This is a genomic window from Bradyrhizobium sp. AUGA SZCCT0283 (genome assembly GCF_018130385.1).
Lineage (GTDB): Bacteria > Pseudomonadota > Alphaproteobacteria > Rhizobiales > Xanthobacteraceae > Bradyrhizobium.
Window position 1 is genome coordinate 1 of sequence record NZ_JAFCLU010000018.1, and the last position, 19,883, is coordinate 19,883.

Genomic DNA, 19,883 nt, shown 5'->3' on the forward strand with positions numbered 1-19,883 from the left:
TCGTGTGCACTTTTGTTTGCGCAAATCGCACGCGAGACCGCGGGTGCAGCAAGCACCCGGTCTTCCCTGCGCCCTCTGATTTCGAAGAGGGCAAACGAAGATGCAAACCTCGGGCGACCAGCGCCGCGAGAACGCGAAGTCATATTCAGTTTGTAGCCCCGGGACCGCTCTGGCACCGCCCCGGATGTCGCTTCGCTCATCCGGGCTACGGCTCATCAAAAGTTGGAAGGCTCAGCTCCGCAGCGCCTGCAGGCCCTTGAAGGTCAGCCGCTTGGGGTCGCGGACGCCGGCCAGATAGAACTTGCGGATGAAGGCGGCGGCCGCCTCGCGGTCGCAATCGGTCAGCGCAACGATGGCATCGACGGCAATTCGCTGGGCGTCCATGGGCTTCCTCGTGCTGTCAGGGGCCACAAGCCACGCAGCGTAAGGGTGCGCCGGTTAATCCGGCGTTAACCGTGAGGACAGCTTGTACGATTCGCGCTCACATACGTATACGCGAAATGACGCATGGGGCACCGGGACGCACCGCGCGCGGCGGAACCGCTCACGAATACTGCATCACCCCGTCGTCGACCTTGCCGTAGCGCAGGGTCACGATATCGAGCGCGTAGTTCTGATACAGCCGCCACGGCCGTTTCGAGCCCTGCTTGGGCAGTTTGGCGATCGAGCGCTGCACGTAGCCGGAGGAAAAATCCAGCGACGGCAATTCCGTGACATCAGGGTCGACATTATGCGGCATGCACTGCTTGTAGCCGTTGCGGTCCATGTAGTTGATCAGCCGGCAGACATATTCGCAGGTGAGATCGCATTTCAGCGTCCACGACGCGTTGGTGTACCCGAACGCCGAGGCCATGTTCGGAATGTCCGAATACATCATGCCCTTGTAGTTCAGCGTTCGCGCGAAATCGACCGTGCGGCCGTCGACGCTGACTTCGAGCCCGCCGAGCACCTGCAGGTTCAGCCCGGTCGCGGTGACGATGATGTCGGCCTCGAGTTTGCTGCCGTCCTTCAGCTTGATACCGCCCCTGGTGAAGGTGTCGATCTCGTTGGTGACCACGGAAGCGCGCTTGTCCCGGATCGACTTGAACAGGTCGCCGTCGGGCACCAGGCAGAGCCGCTGCTCCCACGGATTGTAGCGCGGCGTAAAGTGCTTAGCCACGTCGTATTCCGGCCCCAGCGCCATCTTGACGCCGCCGAGGATCAACTGCTTGGCACGGTCCGGCTTGCGGCGGCAGAGCTGGAAGAAATACATGCCGAGCAGCACGTTGCGCCAGCGGATCATGTGATAGGCGAGTTTGGCGGAGAGATTCTTGCGCAGCTTGTTGGCGAGCGCATCCTCTGCCGGCCGTGCGACGACGTAAGTCGGCGAGCGCTGCAGCATGGTGACATGCGAGGCGGTCTTGGCCATCTCCGGCACCAGCGTCACGGCGGTCGCGCCCGAGCCGATCACCACCACGCGCTTGCCCGCATAGTCGAGATCCCCAGGCCATTTCTGCGGATGCACGATCTGGCCGGCGAAGTCGGCCGTGCCGGAAAATTCCGGCGTGTAGCCTTCCTCGTATTTGTAATAGCCCGAGCACATGAACAGGAAATTGCAGGTGAAGCTGACGATTTCGGTCGCGCCCTCGCCGACGTTGCGTTCAGCCTCCACCGTCCAGCGCGCCTCCGGCGACGACCACGACGCGCGTTTGACGCGGTGGTGGAAGCGGATCTTCTTGTCGATGCCGTTATCGACAGCGGTCTCGCGCACGTAGTTCAGAATCCGCGGCCCGTCGGCGATCGCCTTCGCCTCGGTCCACGGTTTGAACGAATAGCCAAGCGTATACATGTCCGAGTCGGAACGGATGCCGGGATAGCGAAACAGATCCCAGGTACCGCCGATGCAGTCGCGCCCTTCAAGGATCACGTAGCTCTTGCCCGGGCATTTCTCCTGCAGGTGATAACCCGCGCCAATGCCGGACAGGCCGGCACCGACAATGAGGACGTCGAAATGTTCTGCCGTATCGGTCATGACGATCTCCCTGCTGCCCGATCTAATGGGCAGCAGATAGAAATTGCAACTCGCATTGTCAGGTTGCTGCGAGGATACAGCCTGTATCGAAATGTCAGTAGAATTCGACGGCCTTTCCGTCGCGAAAGCGCCGGAAATCGACTTCCGGCGTCTCCGCGGTCCGTCCGGCGGCCTTGCAGGTCCACGCCATCGAGCCGCGCGCAATCACGGCATCACCCTGTGCGCCACCCAATAAAAAGCCCCGGATCGCTCCGGGGCTTTCGCTGGTGTTTACGTCAGGACGACCCCCTCAGCGGCGCATCCTGCCTGAAATCAGTACCGGTAATGATCCGCCTTGAACGGGCCTTCCGGCTTGACGCCGATATACTCGGCCTGGTCCTTGCGCAACTCGGTCAGCTTGACGCCGATCTTGGCGAGGTGCAGCCGCGCCACCTTCTCGTCCAGCGTTTTCGGCAGCACGTAGACCTTCTTCTCGTACTTGCCGTCCTTGTTGTTGGCCCAGAGTTCGATCTGCGCCAGCGTCTGGTTGGTGAACGACGCCGACATCACGAAGGACGGATGGCCCATGGCATTGCCGAGGTTCACCAGGCGGCCCTCCGAGAGCAGGATGATGCGGTGCTTGTCGGGGAATTCGATCTCGTCGACCTGCGGCTTGATGTTGGTCCACTTCAGGTTACGGAGGCCCGCGATCTGGATCTCGTTGTCGAAGTGCCCGATGTTGCAGACGATGGCGCGATCCTTCATCGCGCGCATGTGGTCGATGGTGATGATGTCCTTGTTGCCGGTCGCGGTGACGAAGATGTCGGCGCGGGGCGCTGCATCTTCCATGGTGACGACTTCATAACCTTCCATCGCCGCCTGCAGCGCACAGATCGGATCGACTTCGGAGACCATGACGCGGCAGCCGGCCTGGCGCAGCGAGGCGGCCGAGCCCTTGCCGACGTCGCCGAAGCCCGCGACCATCGCGGTCTTGCCCGACATCATCACGTCGGTGCCGCGGCGGATGCCGTCGACCAGCGATTCACGGCAGCCATAGAGATTGTCGAACTTCGACTTGGTGACGCTGTCGTTGACGTTGATGGCGGGGAACAGCAGCTTGCCATCCTTCTCCATCTGATAGAGGCGATGCACGCCCGTGGTGGTCTCTTCCGAGACGCCCTTGATGTTCTTGGCGATCTCGGCGAAGTAGCCCTTCGGCTTTTCCTTCAACAGCCGCTTGATCAGCGCGAAGAACACTTCCTCTTCTTCCGAACCCGGCTTGTCGAGAAACTTGACGTCGCCCTGCTCGGCGCGCAGGCCGTGATGCACCAGCATGGTGGCATCGCCGCCGTCATCGAGGATCATGTTGGGCGTGCCGCCGCCGTGCCAGTCGAACAGTCTTGCGGTGTAGTCCCAGTATTCGGCCAGCGTCTCGCCCTTCACCGCGAACACCGGAATGCCGGCGGCCGCGATGGCGGCTGCCGCATGGTCCTGCGTCGAATAGATGTTGCACGACACCCAGCGGATGTCGGCGCCGAGCGCGGCCAGCGTCTCGATCAGGACCGCGGTCTGGATCGTCATGTGCAGGGAACCTGCAATGCGGGCGCCCTTCAACGGTTGCTTCGGGCCGTATTCCTCCCGCGTCGCCATCAGGCCGGGCATTTCGGTCTCGGCCAGCGAGATTTCCTTGCGGCCGAATTCGGCGAGCGAGATGTCCTTGACGATATAGTCGGTGAAGGCGGGCTTCTTGGCGGCGGCGGTCATGCGGTTGATCCCTTGAAAAAGCATATTCCGAAAAGCGTTGCGTGCTTTCCGGAATACGCGAGACAATTACGGAGAAAGTCAGACGGCGCGCTTGAGCGGTTCGACGAGATCGGTCTTCTCCCAGGAGAACCCGCCCTCATTGTCCGGCGTGCGACCGAAATGGCCGTAAGCCGCCGTACGCGCGTAGATCGGCCGGTTGAGGTCGAGATGGCTTCGGATGCCGCGCGGCGTCAAATCCACCACCTCACGTACAACCTCCTCCAGTCTGTCCTCCGGCACCTTCCCGGTGCCGTGGGTGTCGATATAGATCGACAGCGGCCGTGCCACGCCGATCGCATAGGCAAGCTGCAGCGTGCAGCGGTCGGCCAAACCGGCGGCAACGATGTTCTTGGCAACATAGCGCGCAGCGTACGCCGCCGAACGGTCCACCTTGGTCGGGTCCTTGCCGGAGAATGCGCCGCCGCCATGCGGAGCCGCACCACCATAGGTGTCGACGATGATCTTGCGGCCGGTCAGGCCGGCGTCGCCATCGGGACCGCCGATATAGAACTTGCCGGTCGGATTGATGTGCCAAATGGTCTTGCCGTTGATCCAGCCTTCCGGCAGCGCCTGACGCACGTACGGCTCGACACGTTCGCGGACCTGGTTCGAGGTCATGTCCTCGACGAGATGCTGATGCGAGACCACGATCTCGCGCACGCCTACCGGTTTGCCGTTCTCATACTGCACGGTGACCTGGCTCTTGGAGTCCGGACCCAGCACCTTCTCCTTGCCGGAGTGACGCGCTTCCGAGATCAGCCGCAGGATCTTGTGGGCGTAGAAGATCGGCGCCGGCATCAGGTCCGGCGTTTCGTTGGTGGCATAACCGAACATGATGCCCTGATCGCCGGCGCCCTCTTCCTTGTTGGTGCCGGGCTGCAGCGCGTCGACGCCCTGCGCGATATCGGCGGATTGCGGATGCAGCAGGATTTCGATGTCGGCCTTCTCCCAGTGAAAGCCTTCCTGCTCGTAACCGATGTCCTTGATCGCAGCGCGAACGACGCTTTCGATCTGGTCGTTGGTGACGGATTTGGGTCCGCGGGTTTCACCGGCGATCACGACCTTGTTGGTGGTGGCAAGCGTTTCGCAGGCCGCGCGGATCGCCCAGGGGTCGATGCCGGCCTTGGGGCCTTCACGGAAAAACAAATCGACGATCTCGTCGGAAATCCGGTCGCAAACCTTGTCCGGATGACCCTCGGAAACCGACTCGCTGGTGAACAGATAGGACGCGCGCATCAACAACCCCTTGTTCCCGCCGGATGCCGGCGGCTGTCTGTGATCTATCCTGGAATGTCAGTCGCGACGGCGCGAAATGACGTAGGATTCGTCGTAAAACCAAAGCCCATTATGCTTGCGCAGAACCTCTCTGGTGGCATCGAGGGTTCGGCTGTTTTCAGTCATTTCCGTCAACCGGTCGTCTTCGATCTGGGCGACATACACCGCCGCATTCCACGCTGCAAAGGCCGTCGAGGTTCCGATCGAGCCGGTTACCTCGTTGGGCAGCGCTTCCATATCATAACGGAAGATGGAACGGTTATCGGCGTACGCATTAAAGTTAAGGTCGCGGCCGGCCGATCCCAGCTCGTATTTCACCGCGCGCAATAGCTCATGACGGCTCACCGCGAAAGGATTTTCTCCCGGCCAGACCGACTGGATGATTTCCAGGCCCGGATCCTGCCCGTGGGAGTGAATTCCGATCAATCGGCCCCCTGCCCGCAGGGAACGGGCGAGCGGCGCGATAATCCGCTTGGCGCGGAAATTCACAGAGGATTTGGCCCGATAGGGCTGGGAAGCGATCACAAGGTCGAAATTGGCCTCGGTTCGGCCCGCCCGGGGGATGATCGAATCAAGCAGGAACCGGTGATCTTCGCGGTACACGACCAGCGCCACGGGGCGTTCATAGGTCGGCATGCCCGATTTGGGGCTGATATTGGCCCGCCAGTTTTGTTCCAGAAACGGCCCCAATTCGGCGATCTGGGCCTCGAATTCCCCCGAGGAGGCCCCCCGCAGGGCGACCTCATGCCAGATCATGCCCGCCGCGGCGGCCGGCGAGGCCGGGGTCAGCCAAGGCGCCTCGGCATAGTACATGTTGGTCAGGACGAAGACGGTGGCCGGGTGCTCGAACAGCCGGTCCGGCACCTTGTCGAGCGTCAGGCGGACGTCCTCCAGGCTCAGCTCCTTGCCGGCGATATAGAACGGCATATGGGGGAAACGGCCGTGCATCGAGCGCATCACCCGCGCCAGCACCGTGCCGTCGCCGACGCCGGCGTCGAATACCCGAAGCGCCGGCGGGCGGGGATGCAGGCTGGACAGTTCCAGCGCCACCCGCTCGGCAATCACCCGCTTCTCGCTGCAGGTATGGACGAACAGCAGGTATTTCTGGCGGTTCTCGAAAAAACGGAAATTGCCGCGGGGATCACGCTTTTCGGGCGGCACTTCGAGGCCGCGCGGCGGCGGCAACCCGCCCGGCGTGGACGCCGCGATATAAGCCTGGATGCGGTCCAGCGTGTCGATGGTGATGCGCTTGCCCTCGCGCAAGCGTTGCACCAGCTTGCCGTCGTTGACGGCCCGGCGGCCGAACGTCGTCTCCGCCACGTCGGCCTGACGGCAGAATTCCGAGATCTGGCTGAGAATCTGGTCGTTCTTCATCGGGTGGGTTTGGGAAGCGCCGGTGGGCAGGACGGGATGACCGGGCTGTCCTACCACCATCTGCCCAACGGAGGAAATCCCGCCGTTTGCGGCCGGCATGTACCGGTGCCCCTCCTTGAACCCCCGCTCCGCGGGGGGCAACAAAGTGGTATCCGCCACTGCGACCGCCAATCACGGGGACCTGATGCGCCGCGCAATCCTGATACTTACCCTGCTCGCCGCCGCGCTGTGGTCGGCGCCTTCTCTCGCGCACGCGCGCAACCAGCTTGGGCCGCTCTGCACCACCGACACCACGCCGGCCGATCAGATGATCGACGCCTGCAACAAGATCGTCGCGCTGAAAGTATTTTCCGGCGAGAATCTCGCGACCATCTACTTCTGGCGCGCGGTCGGCTGGAACAAGAAAGGCAATTACACGCAGGTCATCGCGGATGCCGGCGAGGCGATCCGCCTGCATCCAAGCGTCGCCGCCTACAATCTGCGCGGCTCGGCCTATTACGACAGGGGCGAGTACGACATCGCCATTGCCGATTTCAACGACGCACTGCGGATCGGGCCGCCGAGCGGCATCATCTTTCACAACCGCGGCAATGCCTGGCGTTCCAAGGGCGAATACGCCAAGGCGATCGCCGACTACGATCAATCGATCAAGTCCGATCCGAAGTCCGTGTTTTCCTGGCAGAACCGCGGCATATCGAAACGGGCGCTCGGCGATCTCGATGGCGCACTGGCCGACATCAACGAAGCGATCCGGCTCGACCCGACACTGCCGCAGCCGTTGACCAGCCGCGCAGTGATCTGGCGCGCCAAGGGCGACCTCGATCGCGCCATCGCTGACTCGACCGAGGCGATCCGGCTCGCCAAGGCCAAGGCGCCGGCCAACATCATGACGCCGCCCGGCAGCGTACTGATCTCGGCCTACACCCATCGCGCGCTCGCCTACGAGGCCAAGGGCGATTTCGACCGCGCCAAGCAGGACTATGCCGCCACGCTCGAAGGCAAGGCCTCCGACGCCGGCAGCAAGGCCAACCAGGCCACCGCGAAGGTTCGCCTGTCGCTATTGTCAGAGACGCTACCGCCCTCGCCGCGAACTGCAACCGCAGCGCCACCGCCGCCGGCCAGTGCAGCCAAGCCGGCGGGTGCAGCGAGCCCGTCCCCGCCTCCCGCAGCGGAGCGCCAGCGCGCAGAGACCGGCAGAGAAACCGTCAGGCGCGTCGCGCTGGTGATCGGCAACGGTGCCTATGCGCGTGTCAGGCCGCTGCCCAATCCGACCAACGATGCGCGCGCGATGGCAAAAAGCCTGCGCGATATCGGATTCGTGGTGACCGAAGGCACCGACCTCGACCGCACGGCGATGCAGGCGACGATCCGCGACTTCCTGCGCGATGCCGCGCGGTCCCAGGTGGCGGTGGTCTACTACGCCGGTCACGGCGTGCAGATCGACGGCCGCAACTATCTGGTGCCGATCGATATCCAGTTTCAGGCCGGCAGCGGCATGACCGATACGATGATGGACATGGATACGATCATGGCCGGCCTCGACGATCAGGTCCGCACCAACATCCTGATCCTCGATGCCTGCCGCAACAATCCGATGGCGCCGAAACTGGCTTCCGCAGGTCCAGCCCGTGACATCGAAGCCGGCTCGGGGCTGGCCGCGCCCGCCACGCTCGGTGCCGGCTCGACCTTGGGCGCGGGCACGCTGATCGCATTTGCAACCGCGCCCGGACAGGTCGCGCTGGACGGCGAAGGCGCCAACAGCCCATTCTCGGCGGCGCTGACGCGCCACATCGGCACGCCGGGACTTGAGGTGCAGCAGATGCTGACGCGGGTACGGGCCGAGGTGGTCGCGGCGACCAAGGGCAAGCAGGTGCCGTGGTCGAACTCGTCGCTGCTGGGCGAGGTCTATCTGGCGGAGAAATGAGGGCGTCGCTTGGCGCTCTCTGATCGTCATTGCCTGCGACAAACGCGAAGCGTTTGCGCAAGGGAGCGCAAGTGACGAAGCAATCCATCCATCCGCGTGTACAGAGAGATGGATTGCGTCGCTCCGCTCGCAATGACGAAAACAAGTGAGCTCGGCTTACTTCCCCCACACCTCGTTGGCGACTTCGACCGCGAGGCTGAGCTTGGCCCACTGCTCTTCCTCGGACAGGATGTTGCCTTCCTCGGTCGAGGCAAAGCCGCATTGCGGCGAGACCGCGAGCTGATCGAGCGGCACGAATTTGGCGGCTTCTTCGAGACGGCGCTTGATGTCGTCCTTCTTCTCGAGTTCGCCGAATTTCGACGTGATGACGCCGACCACGACCACCTTGTTGCCCTTCGGCAGATAGCGCAGCGGCTCGAAGCCGCCGGCACGGTCGGAATCATATTCGAGGAAGTAGCCGTCGTAATTGGTGCCGGCCAGCATGGTCTCGGCCACCGGCTCGTAGCCGCCGGACGAGATCCAGGTCGAACGGAAATTGCCGCGGCAGACATGGGTGGTGATCACCATGTCCGCCGGCCGCTCGGCCAGCGCGTAGTTGATGACGCGCGCGTAGATTTCCTGCAACCCATCAGGATTGTCGCCGCGATCGCGCGCCTTCTGCAGCTCTTCCTGCGAGCAGAGATAGGCCCACACGGTGTCGTCAAACTGCAGGTAACGGCAGCCGGCATCGTAGAATGCCTTCACCGCCTTGCGATAGGTCTTGCCGAGGTCGAGGAAGAACTCCTCAAGATCAGGATAGACCTCCTTCGAGATCGACTTGCGGCCGCCGCGGAAATGCAGCACCGCGGGCGACGGGATCGTCATCTTCGCCGTAACGTGCGCGGTGTCGGCATGCTTCTTCAGGAAGCGGAAGTGATCCAGCATCGGATGGTTGTCCGGGAAGTCGAGCTTGTCGATCACGCGAACGGCGTCATGGCGGGTCTCGACGCCCGCGAACTGAATACCGGTCTCGGGGTGGAACAGCTCGCAGCCGGTGAGCTTGGCCAGAAAATCGAAATGCCACCAGGATCGGCGGAATTCGCCATCGGTCGCCAGCTTCAGGCCGATCGAGGCCTGCTTGTGCACGACCTTTTCGATCTCGAGGTCCTCGGCCTTGCGCAAGTCCTCCGCCGTGATCTCGCCCTTCTCCAGCTTGGCGCGCGCTTCCTTGATACGCTGTGGCCGCAACAGGCTGCCGACCTCGTCGGCGCGGAACGGGGCTTTGGTTCTCTGCATGGTCTCAACTCCCATCAAATCTAATGCGCGGCGGCGCCGGCAACGCCGAGATAGCGTTCGAGCACCGCGGGATCGGCCTTCAACGCGTGGCTTGCCGCATCATGCACGATTGCGCCGCGTTCCAATATCACAACCCGATCGGCCAGCCCCAGAATCTTTTGCGCATTCTGCTCGACGATGATCGAACAGATGCCGCCGGCCCGGGTGATGGTGCCGAGCGCCCGCAGCAATTCCTCGACGATGATGGGCGCCAGGCCCTCGGTCGGCTCGTCCAGCAGCAGCACCTTCGGATTGAGGGTCAGCGCGCGGCCGATCGCCAGCATCTGCTGCTCGCCGCCGGAGAGCTGGTTGCCGAAATTGCTGCGGCGTTCCTTCAGCCGCGGAAACATTTCGTAAACCCTATCCACGGTCCAGGGGCCCGGCTGGGCCACCGCGGTCATGTTTTCCTCGACCGTCAGCGAGCGGAAGATGTTGCGCTCCTGCGGCACCCAGCCGATCCCGGCCCGTGCCCGCTGGTCCGGCCGCATTGCCGTGATGTCCACCCCGCCGAGCGCAAGGCTGCCGCCGAAGCGGCGGGTGATGCCGACGATCGAATTGATCAGCGTGGTCTTGCCGGTGCCGTTGCGCCCCAACAGCGCCAGCACCTGACCTTCGCCCAGCGTCAGCGACATCGAGGGCAGCACCACGGCTTCGCCGTAGCCGGCGCGCAAGGCATCGATGGCCAGAAGCTCAGACATCAGCCGCCTCGCCGAGGTAGACCGCCTTGACCTGGGGATCCCGCGCCACTTCGTCGGGCGGGCCTTCCACCAGCATCGCGCCATTGACCAGCACCGAGATGCGGTCGGCAAACGAGAACACCAGGTCCATATCGTGCTCGATCAGCAGCACCGTGACATCGCGCGGCAGGGCGGCGACCGCCGCCAGAATATCGTGGCGTTCGCTCTCGGGCACGCCGGCGGCGGGCTCGTCAAGCAGCAGCACGCGCGGCCGGGTCGCAATCGCGACCGCAATCTCGAGCAGCCGCTGCTTGCCGTAAGGCAGCGTCGCCGTGAGCTCGTTCATCACATCGAGCAAGTGAAAGCGCCCGAGTGTTTCGGCGATCTCCTGGTTGACGTCGTTGCGCGTACCCATCCGCCGCCACCAGTCGCCGCCGCGGCCGAGCCGTTCGGAGACGGCAAGCCCCACGGTTTCGAGCGGGGTCAAATCGGCATAGAGCTGGTTGATCTGGAAGGTGCGCGAGAGCCCGCGCAGCACCCGGGTATGGACCGGCAGATCGGCGATGTCATTGCCCTCGAGCAGGATCCGCCCTCCATCGGGCTTGAGCACGCCGGTCAGGAGATTGATGACGGTCGTCTTGCCGGCGCCGTTCGGCCCGATCAGGGCGTGGCGGGCGCCCTGCTTCACCTGTAGCGACAGATCGCGCGTGACCTTCAAGCCGCCGAAGGATTTCTCCAGTCCCCTGGTTTCCAGCGCGATCGTCATGGCGCATCGCTTTCGGGAACGGCCACGACGGCCTTGCGGCCGGCGACCTGCCGGATGACGAGATTGGGGAGCCACAGCGCCCAGCGATGCATGCGGTCGCGGCCGACCAGCACGATCACGACCAGCACGAGCCCGATCCAGAACAGCCAGTATTGCGGCGTGATCGTCTGGAACACCTCCTGCAGCATCTTGAACACGACTGCCCCGATCAGCCCGCCATAGAGATAACCGGTGCCGCCGATCACCAGCACCAGCATCAGATCGGCGGATTTTTCGAACGCGAACACGTCGAGGGAGGCCAGCGCCGTGGTCTGGGTGAACAGCGCCCCGGCAATGCCGGCATAGAATGCCGCCACCGTATAGATCGCGATCAGGCGGCGGTTGACGGGCACACCGATCGCGGACGCCCGCAATGGATTGTTCTTGATGGCGCGCAGCGACAGGCCGAACGGCGAATTCACGATCCGCCGCGCCAGCAGAAACAGCAGGAACAGCACGATCAGCGAATAGAAGAAGCCGGTCTTGCCGAACATGTCGAACGCAAACAGGCCAAGGATCGGCTGCATCTCGATGCCTTGCAGCCCATCGGTGCCGCCGGTGATGTTGGAGAAGCGTTCCCCCAGCGCTTCCAGCAGCAGCGCAATGCCAAGCGTCACCATCAGCCGCGTCAGGTCGACGCCGCGGATGACCAGGAAGCTGGTGAGAAAGCCGAGCACGGTCGCGATCAGGCCGGCCGCGACAAGCGCGATCACCGGCTCATTGATGATGCCGTGCAGCGCCAGCAGCCCCGCCGAATACGCGCCGACGCCGAAGAAGGCGGCGTGCCCCAGCGAGACGATACCGGCGTAGCCAAGGATCAGATCGAGCGACAGCGTGAACAACGCCAGCCGAATGATGTCGGTCATGATCAGGTAGCGGGAGGGAAACAGGAACGCGCAGGACGCCGCGAGAATCCAGAACGCGATTTCGGCCGGACGCCAGCGGGCGCGGGCGATGGCATGGGATGAAACATCGGAGACGGCGGTCATCGCTGGCTCACCGCGTGGCGGCGCGGCCGAACAGGCCGTTCGGGCGCCAGATCAGGATCACGATCATGATGGTGTAGATGACAAACGGGCCCATCTTCGGCACGTAATACTTGCCGGCGACGTCGCCGATGCCGAGCAATAGCGAGGCGAGGAACGGCCCGGTGATGCTGGAGGAGCCGCCGACGGTGACCACGATCAAAAAGTAGATCATGAATTTCAGCGGAAAATACGGATCGAGCCCGAGGATTTCGGCGCTCAGCGCCCCACCGAGCCCCGCAAGGCCGCAGCCGAAAGCGAAGGTGAAGGCGAACACCTGCGGCACGTTGATGCCGAGGCCGCTGGCGGCGCGGGGATCGTCGACGGCTGCGCGCAGCCGGCTGCCAAAGCGGGTCTTCGCCAGGATCAATTGCAGCGCCACCGTGAGCAGGCCGCAGATCACGATGATCATCAGCCGGTAACGGCCGATGCCGACGCCGAAGAAATCGAACTGGCCCTCGAGCGCCGCCGGCAGCTTGATGAAGATCCGCGACGACCCCATGATGTAATCGACCGCCGCCACCGACATGAAAGTCAGGCCGATGGTGAACAGCACCTGGTCGAGATGGCTGCGGGTGTAGAGGTGGCGGTAGAGCGTGCGCTCCAGCGCCACGCCGATCGCAGCGGCCGAGACAAAGGCGAGCGGCAGCGCCGCAAAGAACGGCCAACCGGAGTTGTTCACCAGCACCGCGCAGATATAGCCGCCGGTCATGGCGAAGGCGCCATGGGCGAGGTTGACGAAATTCATCAGCCCCAGCGTCACTGCCAGCCCGCAGGCCAGCACGAACAGCAGCATGCCGTAGGCGACACCGTCAAACAGGATGGTGAAGAGCGTGGTCATTCAGGCGAAATTACCAAAGTTAGGGGCGACGCGAACCGGGAAGCGTCGTCATGGCCGGGCATAGTAGTCCGCTTTGCGCAGACTACGTACACTTGTCTGCGCTCCCAGCCATCCACGTCTTCCCCTGCAACTTGTCGCGAAGAAAGGCGTGGATGCCCGGATCAAGCCCGGGCATGACGTGGAGAGAGCGGAGTTGCGCCGCAGAACGCGCGGAAACCAGCGTCACTTCTTGGTCTTGCCGGAATCCTTCACCGCCTCGAAGGTCGCGAATTCGACGTTGTAGAGTTCGCCGTCGACCTTCTCGACCTTGCGGATGTAGATGTTCTGCACGATGTCGCGGGTTTCCGGATCGATCGAGATCGGGCCGCGCGGGCTTTCCCACTTCATGCCCTTCATCGCTGCAATCAGCGCGTCGCCGTCGGTCTTGCCGCCGGTCTTCTTCAGCGCCTCGTAGATCAGGCGAATACCGTCATAGCCGCCGACCGCCATGAAGCCCGGGCGCGAGCCAAAGGCCTTCTTGTAGGCGGCGACGAATTCCTTATTGGCCGCCGAGGGATGCGCTGCGGAATAGAGATGCGCGGTGACGGTGCCGAGCGCCGCATCCCCCATGCCGTTGAGCAGGTCGTCGTCCATCACGTCGCCGGGGCCGATCACCCTGATGCCCGACTTGTCGAGCCCGCGCTCGGCATATTGCTTCATGAAGTTGCCGCCCTGTCCCGCCGGCACGAACACGAACACGGCGTCGGGCTTGGAATCCTTCATGCGCTGCAGAAATGGTGCAAAATCAGGGTTTTGCAGCGGCACCTTCACCTCTTCGACGATCTCGCCGCCGCCGGCGGTGAAGTTCTGCTTGAAGAAGTTCAAGGCGTCGTTGCCGGGCGCATAGTCGGAGGTCAGCGTCGCGACCTTCTTGATGCCGTTCTTCGCGGCCCAGTCACCGATGATGGTGGACGACTGCGCCAGCGTGAAAGAAGTTCGCACGATATAGGGCGAGCGCTCGGTGATGATCGAGGTGCCCGCCGCCATCACGATTTCCGGAACCTTGGCCTGCGTCGCCAAGGGTGCTGCGGCAAGCGCTGCCGGCGTCACGCCGAAGCCCGCGATGAAATTGACCTTGTCGTTGACGATCAGTTCCTGCGCCAACCGCTTGGTATTGTCGGGAACCGCCGCGTCATCCTTCAGGATGACTTCGATCTTCTTGCCGGCGACGGTGTCGCCGTTCTGCTGCATGTAGAGCTTGACCGCGTTGTCGATCTGCTTGCCGGTCGAGGCCTGGCCGCCGGTCATCGGCAGGATCAGACCGATCTTGACGGTCTCCTGGGCGTGAGCCGGCGCGAGCGCCAGCATCCCGGCGACGGCGCCTGCCGCCAACAACATGTGACTGCGAATAGACATGAACATCTCTCCCCCTGATCGGCCTTGTATCCTCGAACCGAGTTCCCGGCCCTTGATCTCACCATAACCCGGATTTTTCGGCCGGGTAGCGCGGCGACTTGGCGTCCTCCGGCGCGATCTTGTCAATTGGATGATGGGTGTGCCTCCAGTACGTGCAAGCCATCTCCATCTACACCACCTGAGCACCGGGTATCATAGTACTAACCCGTACACTCCGCGACCATTTGTACGATTGTACAAATAACATGGTGTTGTCAACAAAGCGTCAGCAGCCGCCATTCCGGCATCGGCCTGCCCGCAGCTCCCCGGCGTACCCCGGGCAATGTAGAGGACGGAGCCATCACAGTGGATGGAGGATTCGACCCATTATCTGCACAATTTAAACATGGGAGTCGTGCAGCGGCAGGTTCCAGTTCAGCCCGTTGCCACCGTGGCAGCCACGGCCTCGAGCTGGTTGCGGATCCAGCGATGCGCCGGATCCTGCTGGTAGCGCTGGTGCCAGACCATGAACATCGGCAGTTCAGCCAGCGTGTTGGCGCGTGACGTCAGCGGAATGTCCGTTTGCGCGAAATCGCGCATCAAACCTGCCGCCAACAAGCTCGGCATGCTCGCAAGCATCGCGGACCCGCGCAGGAAAGCGGGAACGCCGCTGAAGCTCGGCACCGAAATCGCGATATCGCGGTGGTAGCCGGAAGCCCCGAGCCTGCGGTCGAAATCGAGCCGCTCGTTGTCGGTATAGACAACCGTGACATGCCGTGCCGAAAGATAGTCGGCGCGCGTGGCCGGTGCCTTGCGCGCCCTTGCATCATAGAAGCAGACGTAATGATCCCGCAGCAGGCGCTTCTGCACAATGTCGATGCCCGACGGCGGCAGCGGGGTGATCAGGAGGTCGCAGCGATTCTCGCGCAGCATCGCGGGCGAAGGCGATTGCGAGGGAATGACCCGCAGGTTCAGATTGCGCACGTTGGCCGCAACATGCCGGAAGAAGCGCGGCAACAGCAGGTCGCGCTGAAAGTCGTTGGCGGCGATCGTCAGCGAAACCTGCGCCGTGGCGGGATCGAAGGTCATGCCGCCCGCGAAGCTCCGCATCTCGTCGATCAGCGCGCGCGCTTTTGTGGCCAGTGCCTGGGCGTGCGCGGTGGCGACGATGCCGCGGCCCGACTTCGCAAACAGGGGATCGCCGACGATGCGTCTCAGTTTGTTCAGCCCATGGCTCACCGCCGATTGGGTCACCCCGAGCCGCGTCGCCGCCGCCGTCACCGAGCCCTCCTCCAGCACGGCGAGAAACAGCGCAAGCGCGTGGCCATCGAGGGCCAAATGATCGATTTCTTTCATGGAATTCATTATAATCGATCTATTTATCTTGAGAATAGCCGCATGCATCCTGCTCCCGACAACCGCGCACCACGCAAGGGCGCGAGACAGGGAGACAACGCCGATGAGCGCCCAGGCCGCTGCTATCGATGCCGCCCGCATCAACCGTCCCGAACCGCTGACGCCGCCGCTCGGCGACGGCGGCTTTTTCCAGCGCGACCGCGCCATCCATCCACCCGCCTACGCACCCGGCTACAAGTCCTCGGTGCTGCGCTCGCCGCGTCAGTCGCTGCTGTCGCTGGAGGGGTCGATCTCGGAGATCACTGGTCCGGTTTTCGGGCACAACGATCTCGGGCCGCTCGACAACGATCTGATCCGCAACTACGCCAAGGACGGCGATCCGATCGGCGAGCGCATCGTGGTGCACGGCCGCGTGCTCGACGAGACCGGGCGCGGCGTGCCGAACACGCTGGTCGAATTCTGGCAGGCCAATGCGGGGGGACGCTATCGGCACAAGAAGGACACCTATCTTGCGCCGATCGATCCGAACTTCGGCGGCTGCGGTCGGGCGCTGACCGACGCGAATGGCTATTACTTCTTCCGCACCGTGAAACCTGGTCCCTATCCGTGGCGCAACTACGTGAATAGCTGGCGGCCCGCGCATATCCATTTCTCGGTATTCGGCTCGGGCTTTGCGCAGCGGCTGATCACGCAGATGTATTTCGAAGGCGATCCGCTGATCCCCGTCTGCCCGATTCTGGCGACGGTGCCCGACCCGGAAGCGCTGGGCCGGCTGATTGCGCCGCTCGACCTCAACGCCAGCGCGCCGTTCGATTCCCTCACCTATCGCTTCGACATCGTGCTGCGCGGCCGGCGCTCGACCTATTTCGACAACCGCCCGGAAGGAAACTGAACCATGGTGCAGCAGCTCACCTATTTGAAGGAAACCGCGTCGCAGACCGCAGGGCCCTATGTCCATATCGGCCTGATCCCGGGCATGGCCGGTTTCGACATTTTTGAAAAGAACTTCACCAATATCCTTACTGGGCCGAACACCAAGGGCGAGCGGATCACGCTCGAAGGTCGGGTGCTCGACGGCACCGGCACGCCGCTGCGCGACGTGCTGCTCGAGATCTGGCAGGCCAATGCGGCGGGCCGCTACAATCATCCCGCCGATCGTTCGCCCGGCGCCATCGACGGAGATTTCCACGGCTGGGGCCGCGCCGGATCGGATTTCGAAACCGGTCTGATTACCTTCGAGACCATCAAGCCGGGCGCTACCGTCGACAAGACGGGACGGAAATGCGCGCCTCACGTCAACGTCTGGATCGTCGCACGCGGCATCAATATCGGCCTCAACACCCGGATCTATTTTTCGGACGAAGATGCCGCGAACGCGGCAGACCCCGTGCTGAATCTGATCGAGCAGCCGGTGCGGCGATCGACCCTGATCGCCAGGCGCAGCGAGCGCGCCGGCAAGGTCGTCTACGATTTCACCATCAACTTGCAGGGGCCGGACGAAACGGTGTTCTTCGACGTGTGAGGCCTCAGGCCTCGCCACCGAGGAGTTGCGCGCGAAAGGCGCGCGGCGACAGACCGGTCGCGGCGGCGTACACCCGGCTGAAATAAGCCGGATCGTCGAAGCCGAGCGCATAGGCGATCGTCGAGACCGGCAGGTTGGTGTAGACGAGATTCCGCCGCGCCTCGCGGATCATCCGGTTGAGGATCAAATGCGAGGCCGTATCCCCGGTCGCGCCGCGCGTCACCCGGTTAAGATGGGTTGCCGTCACCGACAGCGCCTCGGCATAGTTCGACACGCTCCAGCGCGCCAGATGGTGTTCCTCGATGAGCGCTTCGAAGCGGCGGAACAGCTCCGGATCGGCCGCGCCGCTGCCGCGATCCATGCTTGCGAGTTCGCGCGCAACCAGCCCGATCAGCGCCGCCGACAAGGCGCGCAGGACGTGGGCTCGCGCGAACCTCCTTGCCGCGAACTCGGCAAATATCTGCTTCATGGTGGTTCGGATCTGCGGGGTGCCGCGGAGCACGGCGGATTGTGACAACACCCCGCGCAGCCCCTCCGGGGCAAGCAGCGCTTCGTCCAGGACTTCCGCGGCAATCGTGAGAACCCAGCCCTGGGTTCCCGGTTCAAAGCTGAAGCCATGAACATGGCCGACCGGTACGTTGACCATATGCATCGGCAGCAGGCCGTGAATGCGGCCATCAAGCGTCGCCTGTCCCCCGCCGCTGTCGATCAACAGAACCTGGTGCAGCCGCGCATGCCGATGAACGGCAAGCACCCAGTCATGCAGGACCGAACGCGAAGCGATGGTCTCGCAATGCACCACGTCCGGCAGGTCGGAGGACTCGCCGAAGAGATTGAAGACCTGGATGGCCGATGTCGACCCTGCTGCTTCCATGTTCGAATTGTACAAGACAAAGGCCGATCCCTCCATCGGTTTTCGGCGTCCGATCGGACAATGTCGGCAGCCAGGGAGGATGCAAAGATGAAAGTTCAGGTCTGTATCATCGGCGGCGGGCCGTCGGGGTTGTTGCTGTCCCAGCTTCTGCACCTGCAGGGCATCGACACCATCGTGCTGGAAAAGTACAGCCGGGATCACGTGCTCGCCCGCATCCGCGCAGGCGTGCTCGAGCATGGCTTCGCCAGACTGATGCGCGAGGCGCAGTGCGGCGAACGGATGGACCGCGAAGGCGAGATCCACAAGGGCTTCCACATCGCCCATGACGGCGTGCTCGACCACGTCGATCTCCACAAATATTCCGGCGGCAATTCGGTGATCGTTTACGGCCAGACCGAGCTGACGCGCGATCTCTACGAGGCGCGCGACCGCCTCGGCGGCAAGGTCGTACACAATGTCGAAGACGTGACGTTGCACGATCTCAAGTCGGGTGCGCCGTTCGTCACCTATCGCTCAGGTGACCAGACCATCCGCATCGATTGCGAATATGTGGTCGGCGCCGACGGCTTTCATGGCGTCAGCCGCAAGTCGATTCCGCCCGACGTGCTGCGCGAATATGAGAAGGTCTATCCGTTCGGCTGGCTGGGGGTGCTGTCACGCACCAGGCCGGTGTCGCCCGAATTGGTCTACGCCAAGCATGAGCGCGGGTTTGCGTTGTGTTCACTGCGCTCGCAGGTGCTGAGCCGCTACTACATCCAGGTGCCGCTGACGGACAAGCCGGAAGAGTGGCCGGACGACGCGTTCTGGGCGGAACTCAAGCGCCGCCTGCCAGAGGAAGTGGCGGGGCGGCTTATCACTGGTCCGTCGATCGAGAAGAGCATCGCTCCGCTGCGAAGCTTCGTAGCCGAACCGATGCAGTATGGCCGCCTGTTTCTGGCCGGCGATGCCGCGCATATCGTGCCGCCGACCGGCGCCCGTGGGCTGAACAGTGCGGCGTCCGACATCTACTATCTCTATCATGCGCTGAGCGCTCACTACAAAAAGGGCGACGATACCGGACTCGACGGCTATTCACAGAAAGCCCTGGCGCGGGTCTGGAAGGCGCAACGCTTCTCCTGGTGGATGACGACGATGCTGCATCGCTTCCCGGACCGCATCCCCTACGACGATCATTTGCAGCAGACCGAATTGTCCTATTTGTTCTCGTCGGAAACCGCGATGCGTCTGCTTGCGGAGAATTACGTGGGTCTGCCCTTCTGACATCGCGGCGGATGCCCGGCGCCCGTTGCGCGGGGACGATGGAGGTTACACAATGGCCGCGGCGGTTCGCGTAACGCGAACCGGGGATGACAAGTTTGTTAGCTCGTGGTATTTTGATACCATATGGGGCGAGCGACGCCGCAAATCCATCATCCTTAAAGGGTAAGGTTGTAACTTACTGCCAATGCTGACCCGCGCGCGCCATATCGCCATGATCGCCACCATTGCCCTTGCGGGCTGCGGGCTGAGTGGTTGCGGAACCATCAACGAAAAACTCGCGGCTGGCGTCAGCGATGCCATTCCGGCCGCGATCGGCGGCCTGCCTGCGGACGCGCCACCGCGTCCCGGGACCGCGAAATACGACGAGTACATGCGGGAGCGCGAGCGAAAGCGCCTGCTGCCGGCATCCGAACGGGGCGAGGAAGCCAAGCCCGCCCCCGCGCCGCAGGACCCGGCTCGCTAGCTAGAG

Annotated in this window: 19 protein-coding genes; 5 read left to right on the plus strand and 14 right to left on the minus strand. The window is 63.3% G+C overall.

Annotation, left to right across the window (positions count from 1 at the left end; translation table 11 throughout):
• Positions 1-231 precede the first annotated feature (231 nt).
• The 6 genes from JQ624_RS23225 to JQ624_RS23250 form a co-directional block, all read right to left on the minus strand.
• Positions 232-384, minus strand: coding sequence for a hypothetical protein (locus JQ624_RS23225; RefSeq protein ID WP_212421236.1), 153 nt, complete (start codon positions 382-384; stop codon positions 232-234).
• 160 nt (positions 385-544) lie between these two features.
• Entirely contained in the window at positions 545-2,011 is a 1,467-nt protein-coding gene (locus JQ624_RS23230) for an NAD(P)/FAD-dependent oxidoreductase (protein WP_212421237.1), read from the minus strand.
• 94 nt (positions 2,012-2,105) lie between these two features.
• A complete protein-coding gene (locus JQ624_RS23235) occupies positions 2,106-2,243 on the minus strand; it encodes a hypothetical protein (RefSeq protein WP_212421238.1) in 138 nt (45 codons plus the stop codon).
• An 80-nt stretch (positions 2,244-2,323) separates the two neighbouring features.
• Positions 2,324-3,754, minus strand: a complete 1,431-nt coding sequence (gene ahcY / locus JQ624_RS23240) for an adenosylhomocysteinase (protein ID WP_212421239.1) — start codon at positions 3,752-3,754, stop codon at positions 2,324-2,326.
• Positions 3,755-3,832: 78 nt separating this feature from the next.
• Positions 3,833-5,029, minus strand: a complete 1,197-nt coding sequence (metK, locus tag JQ624_RS23245) for a methionine adenosyltransferase (protein ID WP_212421240.1) — start codon at positions 5,027-5,029, stop codon at positions 3,833-3,835.
• A gap of 57 nt (positions 5,030-5,086) precedes the next feature.
• Complete coding sequence (locus tag JQ624_RS23250; protein ID WP_212421367.1) at positions 5,087-6,442, minus strand: hypothetical protein; 1,356 nt, start codon at positions 6,440-6,442, stop codon at positions 5,087-5,089.
• A gap of 184 nt (positions 6,443-6,626) precedes the next feature.
• Between JQ624_RS23250 and JQ624_RS23255 the strand changes: the two genes are divergently transcribed.
• A complete protein-coding gene (locus tag JQ624_RS23255) occupies positions 6,627-8,366 on the plus strand; it encodes a caspase family protein (RefSeq protein ID WP_212421241.1) in 1,740 nt (579 codons plus the stop codon).
• Positions 8,367-8,522: 156 nt separating this feature from the next.
• On the opposite strand, the gene JQ624_RS23260 is transcribed toward JQ624_RS23255, so the two are convergent.
• The 7 genes from JQ624_RS23260 to JQ624_RS23290 form a co-directional block, all read right to left on the minus strand.
• On the minus strand, positions 8,523-9,641 hold the full coding sequence (locus JQ624_RS23260; RefSeq protein WP_212421242.1) for a cobalamin-independent methionine synthase II family protein: 1,119 nt from the start codon (positions 9,639-9,641) through the stop codon (positions 8,523-8,525).
• A 20-nt stretch (positions 9,642-9,661) separates the two neighbouring features.
• Positions 9,662-10,378 carry an ABC transporter ATP-binding protein gene (locus JQ624_RS23265; RefSeq protein WP_212421243.1) on the minus strand — a complete coding sequence of 239 codons (717 nt, stop codon included), beginning with the start codon at positions 10,376-10,378 and terminating at the stop codon, positions 9,662-9,664.
• Positions 10,371-11,123 carry an ABC transporter ATP-binding protein gene (locus tag JQ624_RS23270; RefSeq protein WP_212421244.1) on the minus strand — a complete coding sequence of 251 codons (753 nt, stop codon included), beginning with the start codon at positions 11,121-11,123 and terminating at the stop codon, positions 10,371-10,373. The genes JQ624_RS23265 and JQ624_RS23270 overlap by 8 nt, the downstream gene beginning before the upstream one ends.
• The gene (locus JQ624_RS23275) at positions 11,120-12,151 is read right to left on the minus strand and encodes a branched-chain amino acid ABC transporter permease (RefSeq protein ID WP_212421245.1); all 1,032 of its coding nucleotides are present in this window, start codon (positions 12,149-12,151) and stop codon (positions 11,120-11,122) included. Before JQ624_RS23275 ends, JQ624_RS23270 begins: the two co-directional genes overlap by 4 nt.
• A 7-nt stretch (positions 12,152-12,158) precedes the next feature.
• Positions 12,159-13,028, minus strand: coding sequence for a branched-chain amino acid ABC transporter permease (locus JQ624_RS23280; RefSeq protein WP_212421246.1), 870 nt, complete (start codon positions 13,026-13,028; stop codon positions 12,159-12,161).
• Between the two features lie 222 nt (positions 13,029-13,250).
• Positions 13,251-14,375, minus strand: coding sequence for an ABC transporter substrate-binding protein (locus JQ624_RS23285; protein WP_409334367.1), 1,125 nt, complete (start codon positions 14,373-14,375; stop codon positions 13,251-13,253).
• 462 nt (positions 14,376-14,837) lie between these two features.
• Positions 14,838-15,767: a LysR family transcriptional regulator gene (locus tag JQ624_RS23290; protein ID WP_212421248.1), complete on the minus strand. Its 930-nt coding sequence runs from the start codon at positions 15,765-15,767 to the stop codon at positions 14,838-14,840.
• A 94-nt stretch (positions 15,768-15,861) separates the two neighbouring features.
• Here JQ624_RS23290 and pcaH point away from each other — a divergent pair, with 94 nt between their 5' ends.
• Both pcaH and pcaG read left to right on the plus strand, forming a co-directional pair.
• A complete protein-coding gene (gene pcaH, locus JQ624_RS23295; protein WP_212421249.1) occupies positions 15,862-16,650 on the plus strand; it encodes a protocatechuate 3,4-dioxygenase subunit beta in 789 nt (262 codons plus the stop codon).
• A 3-nt stretch (positions 16,651-16,653) separates the two neighbouring features.
• On the plus strand, positions 16,654-17,280 hold the full coding sequence (gene pcaG / locus JQ624_RS23300; protein WP_212421250.1) for a protocatechuate 3,4-dioxygenase subunit alpha: 627 nt from the start codon (positions 16,654-16,656) through the stop codon (positions 17,278-17,280).
• 4 nt (positions 17,281-17,284) lie between these two features.
• On the opposite strand, the gene JQ624_RS23305 is transcribed toward pcaG, so the two are convergent.
• Positions 17,285-18,190 (minus strand): helix-turn-helix domain-containing protein, encoded by a 906-nt coding sequence (locus tag JQ624_RS23305; protein WP_212421251.1) that lies wholly within the window; start codon positions 18,188-18,190, stop codon positions 17,285-17,287.
• Between the two features lie 51 nt (positions 18,191-18,241).
• Between JQ624_RS23305 and pobA the strand changes: the two genes are divergently transcribed.
• A complete protein-coding gene (pobA, locus tag JQ624_RS23310; protein WP_212421252.1) occupies positions 18,242-19,414 on the plus strand; it encodes a 4-hydroxybenzoate 3-monooxygenase in 1,173 nt (390 codons plus the stop codon).
• A gap of 184 nt (positions 19,415-19,598) precedes the next feature.
• Positions 19,599-19,877, plus strand: a complete 279-nt coding sequence (locus tag JQ624_RS23315; protein ID WP_212421253.1) for a hypothetical protein — start codon at positions 19,599-19,601, stop codon at positions 19,875-19,877.
• Positions 19,878-19,883: the final 6 nt, after the last annotated feature.